The sequence below is a fragment of the Kitasatospora sp. GAS1066B genome, from assembly GCF_041262605.1.
Taxonomy (GTDB): domain Bacteria; phylum Actinomycetota; class Actinomycetes; order Streptomycetales; family Streptomycetaceae; genus Kitasatospora.
Genome location: NZ_JBGCCO010000018.1, coordinates 13,566 through 32,221, shown reverse-complemented (window position 1 = coordinate 32,221; position 18,656 = coordinate 13,566). Strand labels below are relative to the sequence as shown.

The 18,656-nt window shown below is 73.3% G+C and carries 13 protein-coding genes and 2 pseudogenes; 4 read left to right on the top strand and 11 right to left on the bottom strand.

All coding sequences use genetic code 11. From position 1 onward, the window contains the following. Positions 1-2 precede the first annotated feature (2 nt). Together ABH937_RS20935 and ABH937_RS20930 are read left to right on the top strand one after the other, a co-directional pair. Positions 3-1,616 carry a DUF4139 domain-containing protein gene (locus tag ABH937_RS20935; RefSeq protein WP_370219063.1) on the top strand — a complete coding sequence of 538 codons (1,614 nt, stop codon included), beginning with the start codon at positions 3-5 and terminating at the stop codon, positions 1,614-1,616. A 267-nt stretch (positions 1,617-1,883) separates the two neighbouring features. Then, complete coding sequence (locus ABH937_RS20930) at positions 1,884-2,246, top strand: DUF952 domain-containing protein (RefSeq protein ID WP_280690609.1); 363 nt, start codon at positions 1,884-1,886, stop codon at positions 2,244-2,246. Between the two features lie 19 nt (positions 2,247-2,265). On the opposite strand, the gene ABH937_RS20925 is transcribed toward ABH937_RS20930, so the two are convergent. From ABH937_RS20925 to ABH937_RS20880, 10 genes are all read right to left on the bottom strand, one after another. Further along, positions 2,266-3,246, bottom strand: coding sequence for a helix-turn-helix domain-containing protein (locus ABH937_RS20925; protein ID WP_280690610.1), 981 nt, complete (start codon positions 3,244-3,246; stop codon positions 2,266-2,268). 425 nt (positions 3,247-3,671) lie between these two features. Continuing rightward, on the bottom strand, positions 3,672-5,012 hold the full coding sequence (locus ABH937_RS20920) for a pseudouridine synthase (protein ID WP_370219062.1): 1,341 nt from the start codon (positions 5,010-5,012) through the stop codon (positions 3,672-3,674). Positions 5,013-5,064: 52 nt separating this feature from the next. Next, a complete protein-coding gene (gene scpB, locus ABH937_RS20915) occupies positions 5,065-5,712 on the bottom strand; it encodes an SMC-Scp complex subunit ScpB (protein WP_280690637.1) in 648 nt (215 codons plus the stop codon). Between the two features lie 220 nt (positions 5,713-5,932). Further along, entirely contained in the window at positions 5,933-6,853 is a 921-nt protein-coding gene (locus tag ABH937_RS20910; protein WP_370219061.1) for a ScpA family protein, read from the bottom strand. A 29-nt stretch (positions 6,854-6,882) separates the two neighbouring features. Further along, the gene (locus ABH937_RS20905; RefSeq protein WP_280690638.1) at positions 6,883-7,386 is read right to left on the bottom strand and encodes a hypothetical protein; all 504 of its coding nucleotides are present in this window, start codon (positions 7,384-7,386) and stop codon (positions 6,883-6,885) included. A gap of 41 nt (positions 7,387-7,427) precedes the next feature. Next, positions 7,428-8,468: a ParA family protein gene (locus tag ABH937_RS20900; RefSeq protein WP_370146186.1), complete on the bottom strand. Its 1,041-nt coding sequence runs from the start codon at positions 8,466-8,468 to the stop codon at positions 7,428-7,430. Positions 8,469-8,882: 414 nt separating this feature from the next. Continuing rightward, on the bottom strand, positions 8,883-10,001 hold the full coding sequence (gene ald / locus ABH937_RS20895; protein WP_370146185.1) for an alanine dehydrogenase: 1,119 nt from the start codon (positions 9,999-10,001) through the stop codon (positions 8,883-8,885). A 347-nt stretch (positions 10,002-10,348) separates the two neighbouring features. Continuing rightward, positions 10,349-12,127: an AAA family ATPase gene (locus tag ABH937_RS20890; RefSeq protein ID WP_370219060.1), complete on the bottom strand. Its 1,779-nt coding sequence runs from the start codon at positions 12,125-12,127 to the stop codon at positions 10,349-10,351. Between the two features lie 196 nt (positions 12,128-12,323). Further along, a complete protein-coding gene (locus ABH937_RS20885) occupies positions 12,324-12,971 on the bottom strand; it encodes an NUDIX hydrolase (protein WP_280690616.1) in 648 nt (215 codons plus the stop codon). Positions 12,972-13,075: 104 nt separating this feature from the next. Beyond that, positions 13,076-14,752 (bottom strand): CTP synthase, encoded by a 1,677-nt coding sequence (locus ABH937_RS20880; RefSeq protein WP_280690617.1) that lies wholly within the window; start codon positions 14,750-14,752, stop codon positions 13,076-13,078. 656 nt (positions 14,753-15,408) lie between these two features. Between ABH937_RS20880 and ABH937_RS20875 the strand changes: the two are divergent. Further along, positions 15,409-15,600 (top strand): annotated as a pseudogene (locus ABH937_RS20875) (trehalase-like domain-containing protein); the annotation flags it as partial. A gap of 126 nt (positions 15,601-15,726) precedes the next feature. After that, positions 15,727-17,424: pseudogene (locus tag ABH937_RS20870) on the top strand (glycoside hydrolase family 15 protein); the annotation flags it as partial. Between the two features lie 42 nt (positions 17,425-17,466). Here the strand turns inward: ABH937_RS20870 and ABH937_RS20865 are convergent. Next, positions 17,467-18,600, bottom strand: a complete 1,134-nt coding sequence (locus ABH937_RS20865) for a glycosyltransferase family 4 protein (protein WP_280690618.1) — start codon at positions 18,598-18,600, stop codon at positions 17,467-17,469. Positions 18,601-18,656 lie beyond the last annotated feature (56 nt).

The window sequence follows — 18,656 nt, the reverse complement described above, 5'->3', positions numbered from 1 at the left end:
CCATGACGTCCACCACTCCCCTCCCGACTCCGCTACCAGTCATGGCCGTCACCTGCCTGGAGGACCGCGCCCACGTCGAGCGCACCGCCGCCCTCAGCCTCACGGCGGGCCCGCAGCGGCTGCGGCTGGGCCCGATCAGTCCGCTCGCCGTCGACCACACGCTGCGCACCGAGCTGGCCGCCGCCCAGGGCGCCGTCCAGGTGCTCGCCGCCCGGGTCACCCGGGACTGGACCCCGCGCTCGGCCGACCCGCCCGGCGCCGACGACTCGCCGCTACGGCACCGGCTGCACGAGCTGGAGACGGCGCTGCGCACCGGCGAGCAGCAGGTGCAGCGGCTGACCGCACGGCTGGCACTGCTCGACCAGCTGGCCGCCGACCTGCTGCGCGAGATCGGCGAGGGCACCGGTCTCGGCGAGGCCGAACCGGTCCGCTGGGCGCGCGAGCTGGACCGGGTGGCGGCCGAGCAGGACACCCACGCCGAGCGGCTACGGGCGCTGCGGGCGGAGCTGGCCGAGCTGACCCGGCAGCGGCACGCGGCGCTGGACGCGCTGACGGCCGCCGAGGCCGAGCCCCCGGAGCTCACCGCCCACCTCGACCTCACGGTGCTGGCCGAGCGGGCCGGCCCGGCCAACCTGACGGTCCGCCACCTGACGCCCTGCGCGCTCTGGCGCCCCGCCTACCGGGCGGTGTTCGCCGACGGCCGGCTGCGGCTGGAGTCGGACGCGATGGTCTGGCAGGCCACCGGCGAGGACTGGTCCGGCGTGCGGCTGACCCTGTCCACCGCCCGCTCGGCGCTGGCCGGCGATCCGCCACAACTGCACGAAGACCGGCTGACGCTGCGGGAGCTGAGCGGCGAGGAGCGGCGCACCGTCGAGGTGGAGCTGCGCGAGGAGGAGATCAGCACCCTCGGTCCCGACAGCGCACCGGGCGCCGGGCCTGGCGGGCAGACCGGCGAGCTGCCGGGCGTGGACGACGGCGGCGAGGTCAGGGTGCTCACCGCGGCCGACCCGGCCGACCTGCCGGGCGACGGCCGCGCGCACCGCGTCCCGCTGGCCGGCTTCACCGTGCCGGGCCAGGCCGAGCGGGTCGCCGCGCCCGAACTGTCGCCGCTGGTCAGCGAGGTGGTGACGTTCCGCAACCCGGCCGCGCACCCGCTGCTGGCCGGCCCGGTCGAGCTGGTGCGCGGCAGTGGCTTCGTCGGCCGGGGCGAGCTGCGCTTCACCGCCGCCGGTGCCGCCGCCGAACTGGCCTTCCCCGGCGCGGACGACATCCGGCTGATCCGGGAGTTCGAGGAGTCCCAGGGCACTTCCGGCCTGCCGGGACTGGGCCAGCGCACGGTGCTGACCCGCACCGTGCGGGTGCACGTCTCCCGGCTCTCCGCTCCGGGCGAGCAGGGCGCGCAAGGGCTCACCCTGCGCGAGCGGATCCCGGTCTCCGAGGTCTCGGCGGTCGAGGTCCGGCTGCGCAAGGAGGCCTGCGACCCGCCGCCGACCGAGGTGGACGCCGAGGGCGTGCTGCGCTGGGACCTGTCCCTGCCGCCGAGCGCCCGACGGACCGTCACCCTGGTCTACGAGGTGACGGCTTCGGCCAAGGTGGCGGGGCTGACCACCGGCTAGGGCCTCTCTTACGGATCTTGTCGGATCAGCGTGCGGCTCCCCCAGCCTTCGGCCGGGAGGTGCCCCCACGGCGCCCGGCTGGGCGGGCCGGCGGATCGTCCTCGTACTGGGTCGTACTTGGATGATTCGCCGGTGCGTCCAGGCGGGATGCCCGGCGTCGCGCGCCCGGCAAGATCCGTAAGAGAGGCCCTAGGTCGGCCGTACAGGCCCTGGCAACCCAGGACGTCGCAGCGGCCGCGGGGCCGGGCGTTCCGGTACAACTGAGCTATGATCCTGCACCTCGCTCCGCTGGACGACTGGCTCCGCGATCCCGGCCGCCCGTACAGCGCCACCTCGTTGCTGACGGACGGGTTCATCCACTGCTCGCCGGATGAGCCCACCACGCTGGCCATCGCGAACCTGTTCTTCGTCAGGGCGCCGGATCCGCTGATGGCCCTGCTGATCGACCCGGACGAGGTGGAGCCGATGGTCCGCTGGGAGGCGCCCAGCGGTGACCGGCCGCTCGGGGTGGCGCCGGAAGTGCTCTTCCCGCACATCTACGGGCGGCTGAACCGCAGCGCGGTGAAGGGCCTGGAGAAGCTGGAGCGCGGGTCCGACGGCCGCTGGGCGCGCATGATCCCCTGGAGCTGACCCGGCTGCCGGTCGGTCGTTACAGCCAGCCGCGCTCGCGAGCCGCCATGCCGGCCTGGAACCGGGTGCTGGCGCCCAACTCCCGCATCAGCGCCTGCAACCGCCGCTGGGTGGTACGGGCGCTCCAGCCCAGCGAGCGGGCGATCGACTCGTCGGTCAGGCCCGCCGCGAGCAGCCCGAGCAGCTTGCGCTGGTCGGCCTCGGGCTCGCGCGGGCCGGGTTCGGAGCCGATCGCGGCCTGCAGCGGCACCGCCCGGTCCCACTCGGCCTCGAAGAGCCCGTCCAGCGCCTGCAGCAGGGCGGACGGATGGATCACGTAGGCGGCGTCCAGCACGCTGTCGCCGACGCTGATCGGGATGATCGCCATCCGGTCGTCCGCCATGATCAACTTCATCGGGAGGGTGGTCCGCACCCGGGCCTCCTCCCCGTCCTGCACGCCGACCAGGATCTCGTTCTCCAGCCGCCCGGGCCAGGCCACCGCCTCCCGGTCGTAGATGGCCCGGAACCGCACGCCCTCCTTGAGCCGGCGGCTCTGCTGGGTGAGGTTGGCGGCCGGATCCCGCACGTACGGCGGGCAGTCGAAGGTGCGCACCTGCTGATGGCTGCTCTCCTGCAGGTGCTCGATCCGCTGGTTGATCGCCTCGCTGCCGGTCAGCACCTCGACCGAGCGGGCCGGGTCGGTGAACCGGGAGGCCTCGCGGAAGGTGTCCATCAACCGGTGCATCTCGGCCCGCGCGCTGCGCAGCTCGGCCTCGCGATGGCCGATCAGGGTGCCGATCGCGACGTCCGGCGCGACGGCCAGGTAGCGCTCGCGGTCGACCGGGGCGCGGGTGGCCATGCCCTGCTGGGCCAGTCGGCTGAGCGCCTTGCCGCTCTGCTGCCCGCTCAGGCCGCAGCGCTCGGCCAGTTCCGCGGCGGTGGACTGCGGGGCGGCCACCAGCGCGACGTAGATCTGGGCGTCGACATCGGACAGCCCGAGTGCGCTGAAAGCGTCAAACATGACGCCCCTCCCCCGTGTGGCGGTTTCACGCCAATTGGCGAGTGATTATCTCGTGGCCATCCTGCGCCACGGATGATCCCCCTGACAAGCCGACCCGTCAAGCCGGGACGGCACCGGCCGCGATCGCGGCACGGCGTCCGGACAGAACGCGGGGCCGCGCACCCGCTCGGTGCGTGGCCCCGCTGTTCGTCCTGTGTTCGGAATCGGCTGCGGCCTAGGTCCCGTCCGGTCGCGCGCCCGGCAAGATCGGCCGGACAGGACCTAGGGCCTGTACGGCGGATCTTTTCGGATGAGCCCGCGGCGTTGGGCGCCCGGCTGGGCGTGCGCCCGAGTCGTCCTCGTACTGGACGTACTTGGGCGATTCGGGCGTGCGTCCAGCCGGGATGCCCGGCGTCGCGGGCCCGGAAAGATCCGCCGTACAGGCCCTAGAGGCCGACCTCCCGCATCAGCTGCCCAACCTCGGGGTTGGTCAGCCGGCGCAGCCAGCCCGACTTCTGGTCGCCCAGCGCGATGGGGCCGAAGTGGGTGCGGACCAGCTTCTCCACCGGGAAGCCCGCCTCGGCGAGCATCCGGCGCACGATGTGCTTGCGGCCCTCGTGCAGGGTGACCTCGACCAGGTAGTTCTTGCCGACGTTGGAGACCACCTTGAAGCTGTCGGCACGGGCGAAACCGTCCTCCAGCTCGATGCCCTGGGCGAGCTGCTTGCCCAGGTCACGCGGGATCGGGCCCTGGATCGCGGCCAGGTAGGTCTTGGTGACGCCGTAGCGCGGGTGGGTCAGCCGGTGGGCCAGCTCGCCGTGGTTGGTGAGCAGGATGATGCCCTCGGTCTCGGTGTCCAGCCGGCCCACGTGGAACAGCCGGGTCTCCCGGTTGGTCACGTAGTCGCCCAGGCACTGGCGGCCGTCCGGGTCCTCCATGGTGGAGACCACGCCGGCCGGCTTGTTGAGCGCGAAGAACAGGTACGACTGGGTGGCGACGGTGAGGCCGTCCACCTTGATCTCGTCGCTCTCGGGGTCGACCCGCTTGCCCTGCTCGGTGACCCGCAGGCCGTTGACCTCGACCCGGCCCTGCTCGATCAGCTCCTCGCAGGCCCGCCGGCTGCCCATGCCGGCCCGGGCCAGCACCTTCTGCAGCCGCTCGCCCTCCTCGTTGCCGCCGGTGCCGGGACCCTCGTGGCGGCGCAGCACCGCGTCCTCGATCTTGGCCTGCAGCTCGCGCGAACGCTGCGGCTGGCGCCGCGGGTCGCCGGGAGCGCCCTGGCCCTCGCGGCGCGGGCGCGGCGCGGGGCCGGGACGGCGACCGCTGAAGCCGCCGCGGGCGGGGGTGGCGTTCGGGCCGCCGCCGTACTCGGGACGGTCGTAGCGGCGCTCCTCGGGGCGGGGCTCGCGACGCTCGTCGCGGTTGCCCCCGCTCCGGCTGCTGCCACTGCTCCAGCCACTGCCACTACCGCTACCGCCGCCGCTGCCACCTCGGCCGCCACCGCTGTAGCCGCCGCCGCTGCCACCTCGGCTGCCGCTGCCGCCACCGCTGTAGCCGCCGCTGCCACCTCGGCTGCCGCTGCCACCACCGCTGTAGCCGCCACCGCTGCCACTGCCCCGGCCGCTCCCGCCGCCGTAACCGCCGCTGCCGCCGCTCCTGGCGCCGCCGCTGCCACCTCGGCCGCCATCGCCGCTGCTGCCGCCCCGTCCGCCACCGCCACCGCTGTAGCCGCCGCGGCCACCGCCGCCGCCGCTGTTCCTACCGTTACCACTGCCACTGCTACGCATCAAATGTCCGTACGTCGATTCCATCGGGAAGTGCGGGTCGTGCCGGCCGACCTCACTGCACTTCCCCTGCGCTCACGGCGGCCACCGCGTCCGCGATCACCGTGCCTTCGAGGGACTCCGCTTCCACGTCGTCGACCTCGGGCAGGAAGGGCGCGAGCTCTGGCAGCTCATCCAGGCCGCGCAGCCCCATCCGTTCCAGGAAGTAGTTCGTCGTCCGATACAGGATCGCACCTGTTTCGGGCTCGGAGCCGGTCTCTTCCACCAGTCCTCGCTGTACCAGGGTACGCATCACGCCGTCACAGTTCACACCACGTACCGCTGATACCCGGGATCGGGACACCGGCTGGCGGTAGGCGACCACCGCGAGCGTCTCCAGTGCGGCCTGGGTGAGCCGGGCCTGCTGACCGTCCAGCACGTACCGGTCCACCACGGACGCGCAGGCCGCCGCGCTGTAGAACCGCCAGCCGCCGGCCACCAGCCGCAGCTCGAAACCGCGTCCCTGCGACGCGTACTCGGCCGCCAACTCCCTTAGTGCCGCCGCCACCTCGGGCCTCGGCCGGTCCATGACCTGGGCCAGCCGCGGCTCGGCCAACGGCTCGTCGGCCACCATCAGCACGGCCTCCAGGCCCGCCTTGAGCTCGACCTCGGGCGCAGCTGCCGGCTCGTCGCCGGTGTGGCCGTCGTCCGTGTCGGCCGCCACATCGACGGCCACCGGATCCGCCGGGACCGCCTGCGGCGGCAGCACAGGCGCGGCAGCCTCGGCGGGACCGGCAGGCTCGGCGGGCTCGGCGTCGACCACCGCGGCGCCGTCCTCCCAGGGGTAGGCCGGCTCCAGCCACTCGTCCTCGCGGGCCTGGCCCGGCACGCCCAGCGCGCGGCGGGCCGGCCGCGCATCGCCGGCGCTCAGCGGCCCGGACCCCTCAGCGGTCCCGCTCATCCTCGACTCCCTCTCCTCGACCAGGTCCCCCGTCCGCCTCGGCCGCGGGCTGCGGCCCGCCGTCGAACTCGTCGGTCACCTCGATCGCCGCCCGCTCCGGATCGGCCACCCAACGGACCGTCAGCTCCCCGAGCGCCTCCGGCTGCTCGAAGGCCAGCGCCCGCTCCCGGTAGAGCTCCAGCAGCGCCAGGAACCGCGCCACCACCACCAGCGTCTCCCCGGCGTCCGCGACCAGGTCGCCGAACGACGCCTCGCCGTGCTCGGTGAGGTAGGCCGCCATCAACGCGGCCTGCTCGCGCACGCTGACCGGCGGGGTGTGGATGTGGTCGACGTAGACCACCGGCTTCGGCTTGGGCGTCATCGCCTTCGCGGCCAGCTGCGCGAAGCGCTCGAGGCCGACGTGGATCACCACCTCGGGCAGCAGCTCGGCGTGCTGCGGCTCCAGGCCGACCGTGCGCGGCCGGCGGCGCTGCTCCGCCGCCCAACGCTGCTCGAAGACGGCCGCCACCCGCTTGTAGGCCCGGTACTGCAGCAGCCGGGCGAAGAGCAGGTCGCGGGCCTCCAGCAGGGCGAGGTCCTCCTCGTCCTCGATCTCGGCGGCGGGCAGCAGCCGGGCCGCCTTGAGATCGAGCAGGGTGGCCGCGACCACCAGGAACTCGGTGGTCGCGTCCAGGTCCCAGTCCGGGCCCATGGCCCGCAGGTAGGCCATGAACTCGTCGGTGACCCGGGCGAGGGCGACCTCGGTGACGTCCAGCTTGTGCTTGGCGATCAGGCCGAGCAGCAGGTCGAACGGGCCCTCGAAGTTGACCAGCCGCACCTGGAAGGCGCCGCGCGCGACGTCAGCGGCGGCAGGTTCCGGGGCGGGTTCCGGGGCGGTGACGGGGTCCGGGGAGGTGCTGGCCATGGCGGTCCATCTTCACACGCGGAACCCGCTTATCGGCCGCGCAACCGCCGGACCAGGATGCTGGCGTCACCCCGCTGCTCCAGATCGGCCAGGACGACCGCGATGGCCTCCCGCACCACCCGGCCGCGGTCCACCGCGAGGCCGTGCTCGCCACGCAGGACCAGGCGCGCGTGCTCCAGGTCCATCAGCTCCTCGGCGGAGACGTACACGGTGATCTTCTCGTCGTGCCGTTCGCGCCCGCTGGGACGCCGGGGTGCGCGCCCGCGCGGGCGGCGCCGCCCTGCGCTGTCCGCGCCCTGCTCCTCGCCCTGGCCCGGCGCGGCGGGCGGCCCGGTACGGGCCGGCACCACGGTGCCGGTCGGCGCGGCACCCTGCGGGGCCCGCTCGACCCGCGGCCGGGCGACGGCCGGGCCGGCCCCGCCGGGACCACCCGAGGGAGCGTCAGCCGAGGCCGCGTCAGGCTGCTGCGCACCGCCGCCACCCTCCGCCGGTTCGACGGCGGAGCGGCTGGCCAGGGAGGGCGACAGCGCCATCCCCCCGGTGGTGCGGAACAGCTCGTCGGCCCCCGGGAGGCTCACTCGACGGGGCGGCACCGGTCGAGCACCTCCCTGGCCAGCTGGCGGTAGGCGGCGGCGCCGACCGAGTTGGTCGCGTACGTGGTGATCGGCTCGCCGGCCACGGTGGTCTCGGGGAATCTGACGGTGCGTCCGATCACGGTGTGGAAGACGTGGTCACCGAAGGCCTCGACCACCCGGGCCAGCACCTCGCGGCTGTGCACGGTGCGCGAGTCGTACATGGTGGCCAGGATGCCGTCCAGGCGCAGCTCGGGGTTGAGCCGCTCGCAGACCTTCTCGATCGTCTCGGTGAGCAGCGCCACACCGCGCAGCGCGAAGAACTCGCACTCCAGCGGCACGATGACGCTGTGCGCTGCGGTGAGCGCGTTGACCGTCAGCAGGCCGAGCGAGGGCTGGCAGTCGATGATCACGTAGTCGTAGTCCGGCAGCAGCGGGCGCAGCGCACGGGCCAGCGCCGACTCCCGGGCCACCTCGCTGACCAGCTGCACCTCGGCGGCCGACAGGTCGATGTTGGAGGGCAGCAGGTCCATGCCGGGGATGGCGGTCTTCAGCAGCACCTCGTCCGCCGTCAGGCCCCGCTCCATGAGCAGGTTGTAGACCGTGACGTCGAGCTCCATCGGGTTGACCCCCAGGCCCACCGAGAGCGCGCCCTGCGGGTCGAAGTCGACCAGCAGCACCCGGCGGCCGTACTCGGCCAGCGCGGCGCCCAGGTTGATGGTCGAGGTGGTCTTGCCGACCCCGCCCTTCTGGTTGCACATCGCGATGATCTGCGCGGGGCCGTGCTTGGCCAGCGGCGCGGGGATCGGGAAGTACGGCAGCGGACGGCCGGTGGGGCCGATCCGCTCGCGGCGCTGGCGGGCCGCGTCGGGGGCCAGCGTGGCGGCGTACTCCGGGTCCGGCTCGTACTCGGCGTCCGGGTCGTCGTAGGAACCGTAGGCGAACTCGGCATAGCCGAGGCCCTGTCCGGGCAGATCGGCCTCGTAGATCGCGGTCTGGGTGGCTGCCTGGCTCGCGGCCTGCCGGGCCTCGAAGGTGCGCACGGCGACCGTGCCGATCTCACTGGCTCCGACAGTGGAATGTGCGGCCCCGGTGTCGTCGGTCGGCTGTCCGGAGACACGCTCCGCCAGTCCTGGCTGACCACCCCCGGGAGCAAATGTCGACTCATTCACAAGTCGTCTTACCTCCTTGGGCATCCAGGGCATTATGTCGATTCGTCAGCCTGACACCATGCCGACGGTTTGCGACTCTAGGCCGTTTCGGGCGTTCGCAGCAACACAATCCACGGTAGTGGGCCCGATGTGTCGGCTACCCGACCGGGTTCTGTCAAGGGGCGGGTGACCCGACCCTCAGCGCGTTGACGGCGCATCGAGGCACGTCGAAGCCCCCGGTCGGCTACCGCCGGCCAGGGGCCATCGACACTGGTCGCGCGCCTGTCGCGCGCTTCTGGCGGAGCGTCAGGCGAGCACGCTGTCCAGGGAGATGGAGGGCAGACCGAACGCCTCGGCGACGGCGCCGTAGGTGATCTGACCCTCGTGCACATTCAGGCCCTTGGCCAGCGCGGCGTCACGCTTCAGCGCCTCCTTCCAACCACGGTTGGCCAGCTCGACGACGTACGGCAGCGTCGCGTTGGTCAGCGCGTAGGTGGAGGTGTTCGGGACGGCGCCCGGCATGTTGGCCACGCAGTAGAAGACCGAGTTGTGGACCGGGAAGGTCGGCTCGGCGTGCGTGGTGGGACGCGAGTCCTCGAAGCAACCGCCCTGGTCGATGGCGATGTCGACCAGCACGGAACCCGGCTTCATCCGGGAGACCAGCTCGTTGGTGATCAGCTTGGGGGCCTTGGCACCCGGGATCAGCACGGCGCCGATCACCAGGTCGGCCTCCAGCACGGCCTTCTCCAGCTCGAAGCTGTTGGACATGATGGCCTTGATCTTGGTGCCGAAGATCCGGTCGGCCTCGCGCAGCTTGTTGATGTCGCGGTCCAGCAGGGTCACCTCGTAGCCCATGCCGATCGCGATGGTGGCCGCGTGCCAGCCGGAGACGCCACCGCCGACGACGACGGCCTTGGCCGGGTGGGTGCCGGGCACGCCACCGGGCAGCACGCCGCGGCCGCCGGCCGGGCGCATCAGGTGGTAGGAGCCGACCTGCGGGGCCAGCCGGCCCGCGACCTCGGACATCGGGGCGAGCAGCGGCAGCGCGCCGTTGGCCAGCTGCACGGTCTCGTAGGCGATCGCGGTGGTGCCGGAGGCGACCAGCGCGTCGGTGCCGGCCTTGTCGGCCGCCAGGTGCAGGTAGGTGAAGAGGGTCTGGCCCTTGCGCAGCCGGTGGTACTCGGAGGCGATCGGCTCCTTGACCTTCAGCAGCAGGTCGGCGGTGGCCCACACCTCGTCGGCGGTGGGGAGGATGGTGGCGCCGGCGGCCACGTACTCCTCGTTCGGGATGGAGGAGCCGACACCGGCGCCGTCCTCGATGAAGACCTCGTGTCCGTTGCGGACCAGCTCATGCACGCCGGCGGGCGTGATGGCCACGCGGTACTCGTGGTTCTTGACCTCGCGGGGGATGCCGACCTTGGTCACGGTTAAACACGTCCCTCTTGCCATGGGAGTCCCAACCGGGGGAAGACCGGCGGGTGCCCGCACAGACAGGCCTCCGGCAGAGCCGGGGCACGCTGCACTGCGCGACTAAGTCGAGTGTAATGAAGCCCAGCGAATCCGCCAGCCTTCCAAAGTGACTAAATAAGCGAGAGACATTGGCAGATTCGTAGGCTTGCCTTGGATCCTTCCTGGCAAACCCCCGTGTTCCGGACAAACTTCCCATCCCAGCCGAGGGCTACCGCAAGACCACCGGTCGGACATCCGGCGTTCACCACCGCGGGCCCACCCGGCACCGCTCACCCGTTCCCCCGTTCACCCCTCACCGTCGCTCACCCGTTCGCGACGAGCCGCTCCAACGCCGTCGCCACCGCCGCCGCGCCCCGCTCGTCGCCGAGCCGGCGCAGCAGCGCGAGCGCCGCCCGGTACTCGCGCTCCGCCTCCGCGAAGCGCCGCTGGGCGGCATGCGCCTCGCCGATCCGGGCCAGCAGCCGGGCCTGGGCCGCGGGCTCGTCCAGGCCCCGGCGCAGCGCCAGCGCGCGGCCGTAGCTGTCGGCGGCGCGCACCGCGTCCCCGAGCGCCCGGTGGCACTGCGCCACGCCCTCCAGCGCCCGGGCGGCGACCGCCTCGTCCAGCGGATCGCGGCTGTGCACGTGCGCGGCCCGGTAGTGCTCGGCCGCGGCCCGCCACTGGCCGGCCCCGGCCCGCAGTTCGGCCAGGTTGAGCAGCGCGGCGGCGGCCCGCCGGGGCGTGCCCTGCCGCTCGGCGCAGGTCAGCACCAGCCGGTGCAGCCGGTACGCGTCGGCGGGCGCCAGCGGGCCGGCCGCCGGCAGCGTCCGCAACAGCGCGCCGACCAGCCGGACGGCCGAACCGTCCAGGTCCCCCTGGGCGACCGCCTGCTCGCCCGCGGCGAGCAGCAGCTCGCGCTCGCCGAGCAGCCAGCCACGGGCGTGCGCGGCGGTGCGCAGCCGCAGCGGCCCGGGCAGCGGGTCGGGCGCCGAGCGGGTGGGTTCGAGCAGCGCGCGGGCCGAGTCGACCAGCCGGACCAGCCGCTCCAGCAGCCGGGCCCGGGCCAGTTGGACCTCGGCGGGCCGGTCCAGCCGCTCGCGCAGCGCGACCAGCTCGCCGAAGAAGCGGCCCGGCACCTGGTAGCGCGGCGTGCCGTCGGCGCTCGCCCCGTGCTCCTCCAGCAGTTCCCCCTCGGCCAGCGCACGCAGCCCGGCGGCGGCCTCGGGCGCCGGGCAGCCCGCCAGCGCCGAGGCGGTGCGCGGGTCGGCCCAGCCGCCCGGGGCCAGCGTGAGCGTCCGCAGCAGCCGCGCCTGGGCCACCGGCAGCGCCCGGTAACGCAGCGCGAAGGCGGCCGACAGCACCTCGCCGCCGGCCTCGCGCAGCGCGTCGGCCGCGGCCGGGACGGCGGCCTTGGGATGGGCACGCAGCCAGTGCGCCATCAGCCGCAGCGGAGCCGGCCGCCCCGCGCAGGCCTCGGCGAGCGCGGCCGCGCCGACCGGGTCGCAGCTGATCCGGGTGCCGCCGACCAGAGCGGTGAGCAGTTCGACGGCGGCGGCCTCGTCCAGTCCGCGCAGGATCACCGGGTCGACCCGGAACCGGTCGGCCAGCGCGGTGAGCGGCCCGGTGGTGGCGGCCAGCACCAGGCAGCGCGGCTCGTCCGGCAGCAGCGGCCGCAACTGGGCGGCGTCCGCGACGTCGTCGAGCAGCAGCAGGGTGGCCCGCCCGGCCAGCGCCTCGCGCAGCCGCGCGCAGGCCGGGTCCGCCTCCTCGTCCGCCATCGGGGGCAGCGTGTCGCAGGGCACCCCGAGGGCCGCCAGCAGCCGCCGGGCGACGGCACCGGGCGGCTGCGCCGTCCCGTCCGGGGCGCTCAGCCGCTCGGTGAGCACCTGGTACTCACCGGCCAGCGAACGGGCGAACCGCCGCGCCAGCACGGTGCGGCCGGAGCCGGGGCGGCCGGTGACCACCAGCACCCGGCAGCCGTCACCGGGCGGCCGCCGGACCTCGGCGCGCAGCGCGGCCAGCTCGGCGGCCCGCCCGGCGAAGTGCTCCGGGCCGGGTGGCAGGCCCGCCACCGGCCCGTCGGGGGCCGGGCGTGCGTCCATCGTCGCCGTCTTCCTCGCCACCTGCGCCACTCCCGACCCGGTCGCCCAGCTTCCCGTCAGCGAAGCGTAGTTCGCCAAGGGCGCCCGGCCGAGGGGACATCGGTATGACCAAGTGGCAAATCACCCTGATGGTCGCCCACTCTGTTCAGTCGCCGGCTCGAGCTGGGCGATTGGGGCGGCCCTGCGCGTTCGTCGGCTACGCCGTGAACGGACGGGCCGGCCAGGGCGCGTCGGCCGGGCGCAGCGCCGCGAGACCGGGACCGGTCAGGGCGGCGTGCAGCGCGAGGGTGCCGGTGATCAGCGTCGGGTTGTGCAGCTCGCCCGCCAGCACCAGCTCGACCAGCCGCGCCAGCGGCACCCGGGCGGTCTGGATCTCCAGCTCCTCGCCGTCCGCCGCGTACTTCTCGCCCTCGGCCTCGGCAAGGTCAGTGGCCAGGAAGAGCCGCAGCGCCTCGTCGGTGCCGCCGGGCGAGGTGTAGAAGTCGACCAGCACCCGCCAGCTCTCCGCCTTGCAGTACGCCTCCTCGTACAGCTCCCGCTGCGCGGCGTGCAGCGGGTTCTCGCCCGGCACGTCGAGCAGGCCGGCCGGCAGCTCCCACAGGCGCTGGCGCACCGGGTGCCGGTACTGGCGCACCAGCAGCACCCGCTGCCGCTCGTCCAGCGCGAGCACGCCCACCGAGCCCGGGTGGGTCTGGTAGTCGCGCCGCGCGTAGCCGCCGTCCGGCATCAGCACCTCGTCGGTGCGCACGCCGGTGACCCGCCCCTGGAAGGGCGTCACGCTGGAGCGGACCTCCCACTGCTCCGCCTCGTCGCGGATCTGCTCCGTCTGCTGCTGCTCGGCCATCAGCGATCTCCCCTTTTCGTCAGTACGACACAATCTAACGCCGAACGGCGGCCCCGCGATTTCCGCAGGGCCGCCGTCGGGCGAACTTCAGTGGCGCTCCGGCTCTACTCGCCGCCGGTCTTGATCTTGATCGCCGCCGCCACCAGGCCCGCGAAGAGCGGGTGCGGGCGGGTCGGGCGGGACTTCAGCTCCGGGTGCGCCTGGGTGGCCACCAGGTAGGGGTGCACCTCGCGCGGGTACTCGACGTACTCCACCAGGTCGCCCTTGGGCGACAGCCCCGAGAAGACCAGGCCGGTCTTCTCCAGGTCGGCGCGGTAGGCGTTGTTGACCTCGTAGCGGTGGCGGTGGCGCTCCTCGACGTACTGCTCACCGCCGTAGACCTCGCGGACGATCGAGCCCTCGGCCAGCTTGGCCGGGTAGAGGCCCAGGCGCATGGTGCCACCCAGGTCGCCCTGGCCGCCGACGATCGCCAGCTGCTCGGCCATGGTGGAGATCACCGGGTGCCGGCCGGCCGGCTCGAACTCGGTGGAGTTGGCCTCGGGCAGGTTGGCCAGGTTGCGGGCAGCCTCGATCACCACGCACTGCAGGCCCAGGCAGAGGCCGAGCAGCGGGATCTTGTTCTCCCGGGCGTAGGTGATCGCGGCGACCTTGCCGGTGACGCCGCGGTCGCCGAAGCCGCCGGGGATGCAGACCGCGTCCACGTCGCCGAGCTGCTCACGGGCACCCTCGGGCGTCTCGCAGTCGTCCGAGGTGACCCACTTGATCTCGACCCGCGCGTTGTTGGCGAAACCGCCGGCCCGCAGCGCCTCGGTGACCGAGAGGTAGGCGTCGGGCAGGTCGATGTACTTGCCGACCAGCGCGACCTTGACGATGTGCTGCGGCTCGTGGACCCGGCGCAGCAGGTCGTCCCAGACCGTCCAGTCCACGTCGCGGAAGGCCAGGTCGAGGCGGCGCACCACGTAGGCGTCCAGGCCCTCGCTGTGCAGCACCTTGGGGATGTCGTAGATCGACTTGGCGTCGATGGCCGCGACCACGGCCTCCTCGTCCACGTCGCACATCAGCGAGATCTTGCGCTTGATCGCCTGCGGGACCTCGCGGTCGGCGCGCAGCACGATGGCGTCCGGCTGGATGCCGATGTTGCGCAGCGCGGCCACCGAGTGCTGGGTGGGCTTGGTCTTCAGCTCGCCGGACGGGCCGATGTAGGGCAGCAGCGAGACGTGCACGAAGAAGACGTTCTCCCGGCCGACCTCGTGGCGCACCTGGCGGACGGCCTCCAGGAACGGCAGCGACTCGATGTCGCCGACGGTTCCGCCGACCTCGGTGATCACCACGTCCACGTCCTCGGTCGCCATCCGGCGGATCCGGGACTTGATCTCGTTGGTGATGTGCGGGATCACCTGGACGGTGTCGCCCAGGTACTCGCCGCGGCGCTCCTTGGCGATCACCGTCGAGTACACCTGGCCGGTGGTGACGTTGGCCGAGCCGTGCAGGTTGGTGTCCAGGAACCGCTCGTAGTGGCCGATGTCCAGGTCCGTCTCGGCGCCGTCGTCGGTCACGAAGACCTCGCCGTGCTGGAACGGGTTCATGGTGCCCGGGTCCACGTTGAGGTACGGGTCGAGCTTCTGCATCGTCACCCGCAGGCCGCGGGCCTTGAGCAGGGCACCGAGGCTCGAGGCGGTGAGCCCCTTGCCGAGTGAAGAGGCGACACCCCCGGTGACGAAGAGGTGCTTGGTCGTCACGGCGCGGCTGTTCGCCGCCTTGCCGGAATGGGGCTGTGCCAAGAGGGGGCTCCCGTGGGTCGCTGTCGAAGATGACGCCGGTGGAGTGCGGTCGCTGGAGGTGACGACGCGTCAGGATTCGGTGGTCGTCAGCCAGCGGGGCCGGGGCGGTTTATCCACCAGTCCACGGGATACCAGGGTATCAGCGAGCTGGGTGGCACGCGGTCGCAAGCCCCGCCGCTGACCCGCTCGGGTGATCGCCGGGCCGGCTCCCCCACCAAGGTGATCAGGTGGCATGACCCGGATTGATCAGCGCCTGACCCCCCTGTTCAACTGCCCCCCATCACCCAGGCGGGCCACTTTCACGCGTGGAGCCTGAGCAGACGGCGGTACCTGATCGTTTCCGGGTGCCCAGCCCCCTCTCGGCGTCGTATCCTGCACGGACGCATCGCTGACAGCAGAGCAAGCGAGGACGAGGGGTCCGGACGATACCTCTCCGTCCCCGATGCGCGACCGGACTCCCCCGCTCCACCAGTTCACTCCAGAGCCAGTGCCAGGAACCCGCATCCGTGGTTCCGTGCGGGCCGTGTTCGGCCACCGCCACCAGCGGGTCGAGGCGGCGCCCGGTTCTTGGCACCGCGTCACCCCCGGCCCCGCAGCATCCGCTCTCGCCCCCCCTGTCGGTGACCGCCGAGCACTACCGCGAACTGGAGATGCACGTGGCCGGCCGTATCGAGGACTACGCACTTATCGGGGACATGCAGACCGCCGCCCTGGTCAGCAGAGATGGCGCGGTGGACTGGCTCTGCCTGCCCCGATTCGACTCCCCCGCCGTCTTCGCCGGCCTGTTGGGCACCGATGAACACGGCTTCTGGCGGATCGGCCCCGCGGAGGCCGAGCCGGCCGCGCCGGCCGACCCGCACGGCCGGCAGGGCCAGCGGGCGCCGCTGTCCACCGCTCCGGCGCCGCGCGCCCCGTTCACCGATACGGGTGATCTGAAGGAGGTGCCGAGCAGCGCGGCCGCGCCCGCGGTGCCCGCCGATCGGCGCAGTTACCGGGGCGACTCGCTGATTCTGGAGCAGGAGTGGGACACCCCGCGCGGCAGCGTGCGGGTGATCGACTTCATGCCGCCGCGGCACCTGAGCGAGCAGGAGCCGGTGCCGCAGATGATCCGCATCGTGGAGGGCCTGACCGGCCAGGTGCGGATGCGCTCGGCGCTTCGGATGCGGTTCAGCTACGGCAAGATCGTCCCCTGGGTCCACCGGGTCGAGCAGGCCGGCGGCGGCCACCGCACGGTCGCCGTGGCCGGGCCCGACTCGGTCTGGCTGGACGGCGAGGCCGAGACCTACGGACGGGACCTGACCACCTACGCCGACTTCACCATCGAGGCCGGCGAGCGGGTGACCTTCGCGCTCACCTGGCAGCGCTCCCACCTGGCCCCGCCGGACATCCCCGACCCCGAGGGCTCGCTGGAGCTGACCGAGGAGTTCTGGGTGGACTGGGTCGCCCAGTGCACCTACCAGGGCCCCTACCGGGACGCCGTGGTCCGCTCGCTGATCACCCTCAAGGCGCTCACCTACGCCCCCACCGGCGGCATCGTCGCGGCCCCCACCACCTCGCTGCCCGAGGACATCGGTGGCGAGCGCAACTGGGACTACCGCTACACCTGGCTGCGGGACGCCGCGATCACCCTCTCCTCGCTGCTGCGCACCGGCTACCGCGAGGAGGCCAGGGCCTGGCGCGAGTGGCTGCTGCGGGCGGTGGCCGGCGACCCGGAGAACCTGCAGATCATGTACACCATCACCGGACGGCGCGAGCTGAACGAGAGTCACCTGGACTGGCTGCCCGGCTACGAGGGTTCGGCACCGGTGCGGATCGGCAACGGCGCGGCCGGCCAGCTCCAGCTGGACGTCTACGGCGAGGTGGTCGAGGCGCTCTACCTGGCCCAGATGACCGGCCTGTCCCGCAACGACCACGCCCACCTGCTCCAGCTGCGCCTGATCAGCTACCTGGAGGAGCACTGGAAGGCCCCCGACGAGGGCATCTGGGAGGTGCGCGGGCCGCGCCGGCACTTCGTCCACTCCAAGGTGATGGCCTGGGTGGCGGTCGACCGCACCATCAAGCTGATCGAGCAGACCCCGGCCGAGGGCCCGCTGGACCGCTGGCGGGCGCTGCGCGACGAGATCCACGCGGACGTCTGCGAGAAGGGCTACGACCCCGAGCGCAACACCTTCACCCAGTACTACGGCGGCAGCGAGCTGGACGCCTCGCTGCTGCTGATCCCGCAGGTCGGCTTCCTGCCCCCCGACGACAAGCGGGTGATCGGCACCATCGAGGCGATCCAGCGCGAACTGTCCACCGAGGACGGGTTCGTGCTGCGCTACCCGACCCACGACGAGAGTGGCGCGAATGTCGACGGCCTGTCCGGACACGAAGGCGCGTTCCTGGCCTGCTCGTTCTGGCTGGCCGACGACCTGGCGATGATCGGGCGGGTGGCCGAGGCGCGCGAGCTGTTCGAGAAGCTGCTCGCGCTGCGCAACGACGTCGGGCTGCTCGCCGAGGAGTGGGACCCGCGGCTCAAGCGCCAGGTCGGCAACTTCCCGCAGGCCTTCAGCCACGTGCCGCTGATCGACACCGCGCTGCGGCTGACCGCCTGCGGCGCCGCCTACCTGGCCCCGCAGCCCCCGGCCACCGAGCAGGCCAGCCGGCCGGGACGCCAGCCCGTCCGGTCCTGAGCCGAGCCCGGCCACAGCGACGGCGCCGCTGACGACGAAGAGTCAGCGGCGCTGGACCAGCTCGTCGTAGGTGCTGAGCACCTGTGCAACGGTGGCGGCCTCGTCCGGCCAGGTCTCGGCCTGGACGGGGCCCGCCTTGGCGAGCGCCGCCCGGCGCTCGGGGTCGGCCAGCAGTGCGCGCACCGCCGCCGCCAGCGCCGCCGGATCGCCGCCGGGGACCAGCACGGCGGCGTCGCCGACCAGCTCGGGGATCCCGCCGACCGCGGTCGCCACCAGCGGCACGCCGGCCCGCAGCGCCTCCTGGGCGACCAGCGAGCGGGCCTCCCAGCGGCTGGGGATCACCACCAGGTCGGTGGCGGCCAGCAGCTCCGGCACGTCGGTACGGTGGCCCAGCAGCCGCACCGGCAGCCGCTCGGCGGCCACCCGCTCGGCCAGCTCCAGCTGCTGCGGACCGTCACCGGCCACCAGCACCAGCGCGTCGCCGAACTCCCGTGCGGCGTCCAGCAGCTGGGCGTAGCCCTTGTGCGGCACCAGCCGGCCCACCGCCAGCACCAGCGGACGGTCCAGCTCGTCGGGGCCGAGCAGCGCGGCCCGGGCCGCCGCCCGGTCCAGCTCGGCCGGCGGGCGCGGCGGCGCGGCCACCGGGCCGAGCCGCGCGTCGGTGGCGCCCAGCTCGCGGGCCCGCGCCACCAGGTCCGAGGAGGCGCCGAGCACCAGGTCGGCGGAGCGGGCCACCCGACGCTCCATCAGCCGCTGCAACCGGCGCTCCAGGCCGGTGGCCAGCAGGGCGTGATGGGAGGTCACCACCAGCGGCGTCTCGGGTCGCAGCCCCGGCAGCCGGCCCGCGGTGCGCAGCGCCAGGTCGGCGAGCAGGCCGGCCCGCAGGCCGTGCGCGTGCACCAGGTCGGCGCCGGTGAAGGCGCGGCGCAGTTCCCCGATCGCGGCGGCGTCACTGCGGGCCCCCGACGTCGGGGTGATCTCCACCGGGTGGAAGACCGCGCCGCTGCGGGCGAACCCGAAGCGCGCGTCGGACTCGGCGGGTGCGCAGAGCGTCACCTTGACGCCGTGCGCGGTCAAGCCCTGGGCCAGCGAGCGCACATGGGCGCCGATCCCGCCGCTGCCGGCGGACAGCACCAGCACCACGTGCAGCTGGCCCGGGTCCGGGGAATGGTCCACGTCGTATCGCTCTCACCTAGAAAAACCAAGGTCCTTCGCCACCATGCCAGGTCGCC

Excerpts from the sequence above, each read along its gene's own strand:
- ABH937_RS20935 (WP_370219063.1), top strand. The coding sequence starts at position 3 with ATGACGTCCACCACTCCCCTCCCGACTCCGCTACCAGTCATGGCCGTC.
- ABH937_RS20930 (WP_280690609.1), top strand. The coding sequence starts at position 1,884 with ATGATCCTGCACCTCGCTCCGCTGGACGACTGGCTCCGCGATCCCGGC.
- ABH937_RS20925 (WP_280690610.1), bottom strand. The coding sequence starts at position 3,246 with ATGTTTGACGCTTTCAGCGCACTCGGGCTGTCCGATGTCGACGCCCAG.
- ABH937_RS20920 (WP_370219062.1), bottom strand. The coding sequence starts at position 5,012 with ATGCGTAGCAGTGGCAGTGGTAACGGTAGGAACAGCGGCGGCGGCGGT.
- ABH937_RS20910 (WP_370219061.1), bottom strand. The coding sequence starts at position 6,853 with ATGGCCAGCACCTCCCCGGACCCCGTCACCGCCCCGGAACCCGCCCCG.
- ABH937_RS20905 (WP_280690638.1), bottom strand. The coding sequence starts at position 7,386 with ATGGCGCTGTCGCCCTCCCTGGCCAGCCGCTCCGCCGTCGAACCGGCG.
- ABH937_RS20890 (WP_370219060.1), bottom strand. The coding sequence starts at position 12,127 with ATGGACGCACGCCCGGCCCCCGACGGGCCGGTGGCGGGCCTGCCACCC.
- ABH937_RS20885 (WP_280690616.1), bottom strand. The coding sequence starts at position 12,971 with ATGGCCGAGCAGCAGCAGACGGAGCAGATCCGCGACGAGGCGGAGCAG.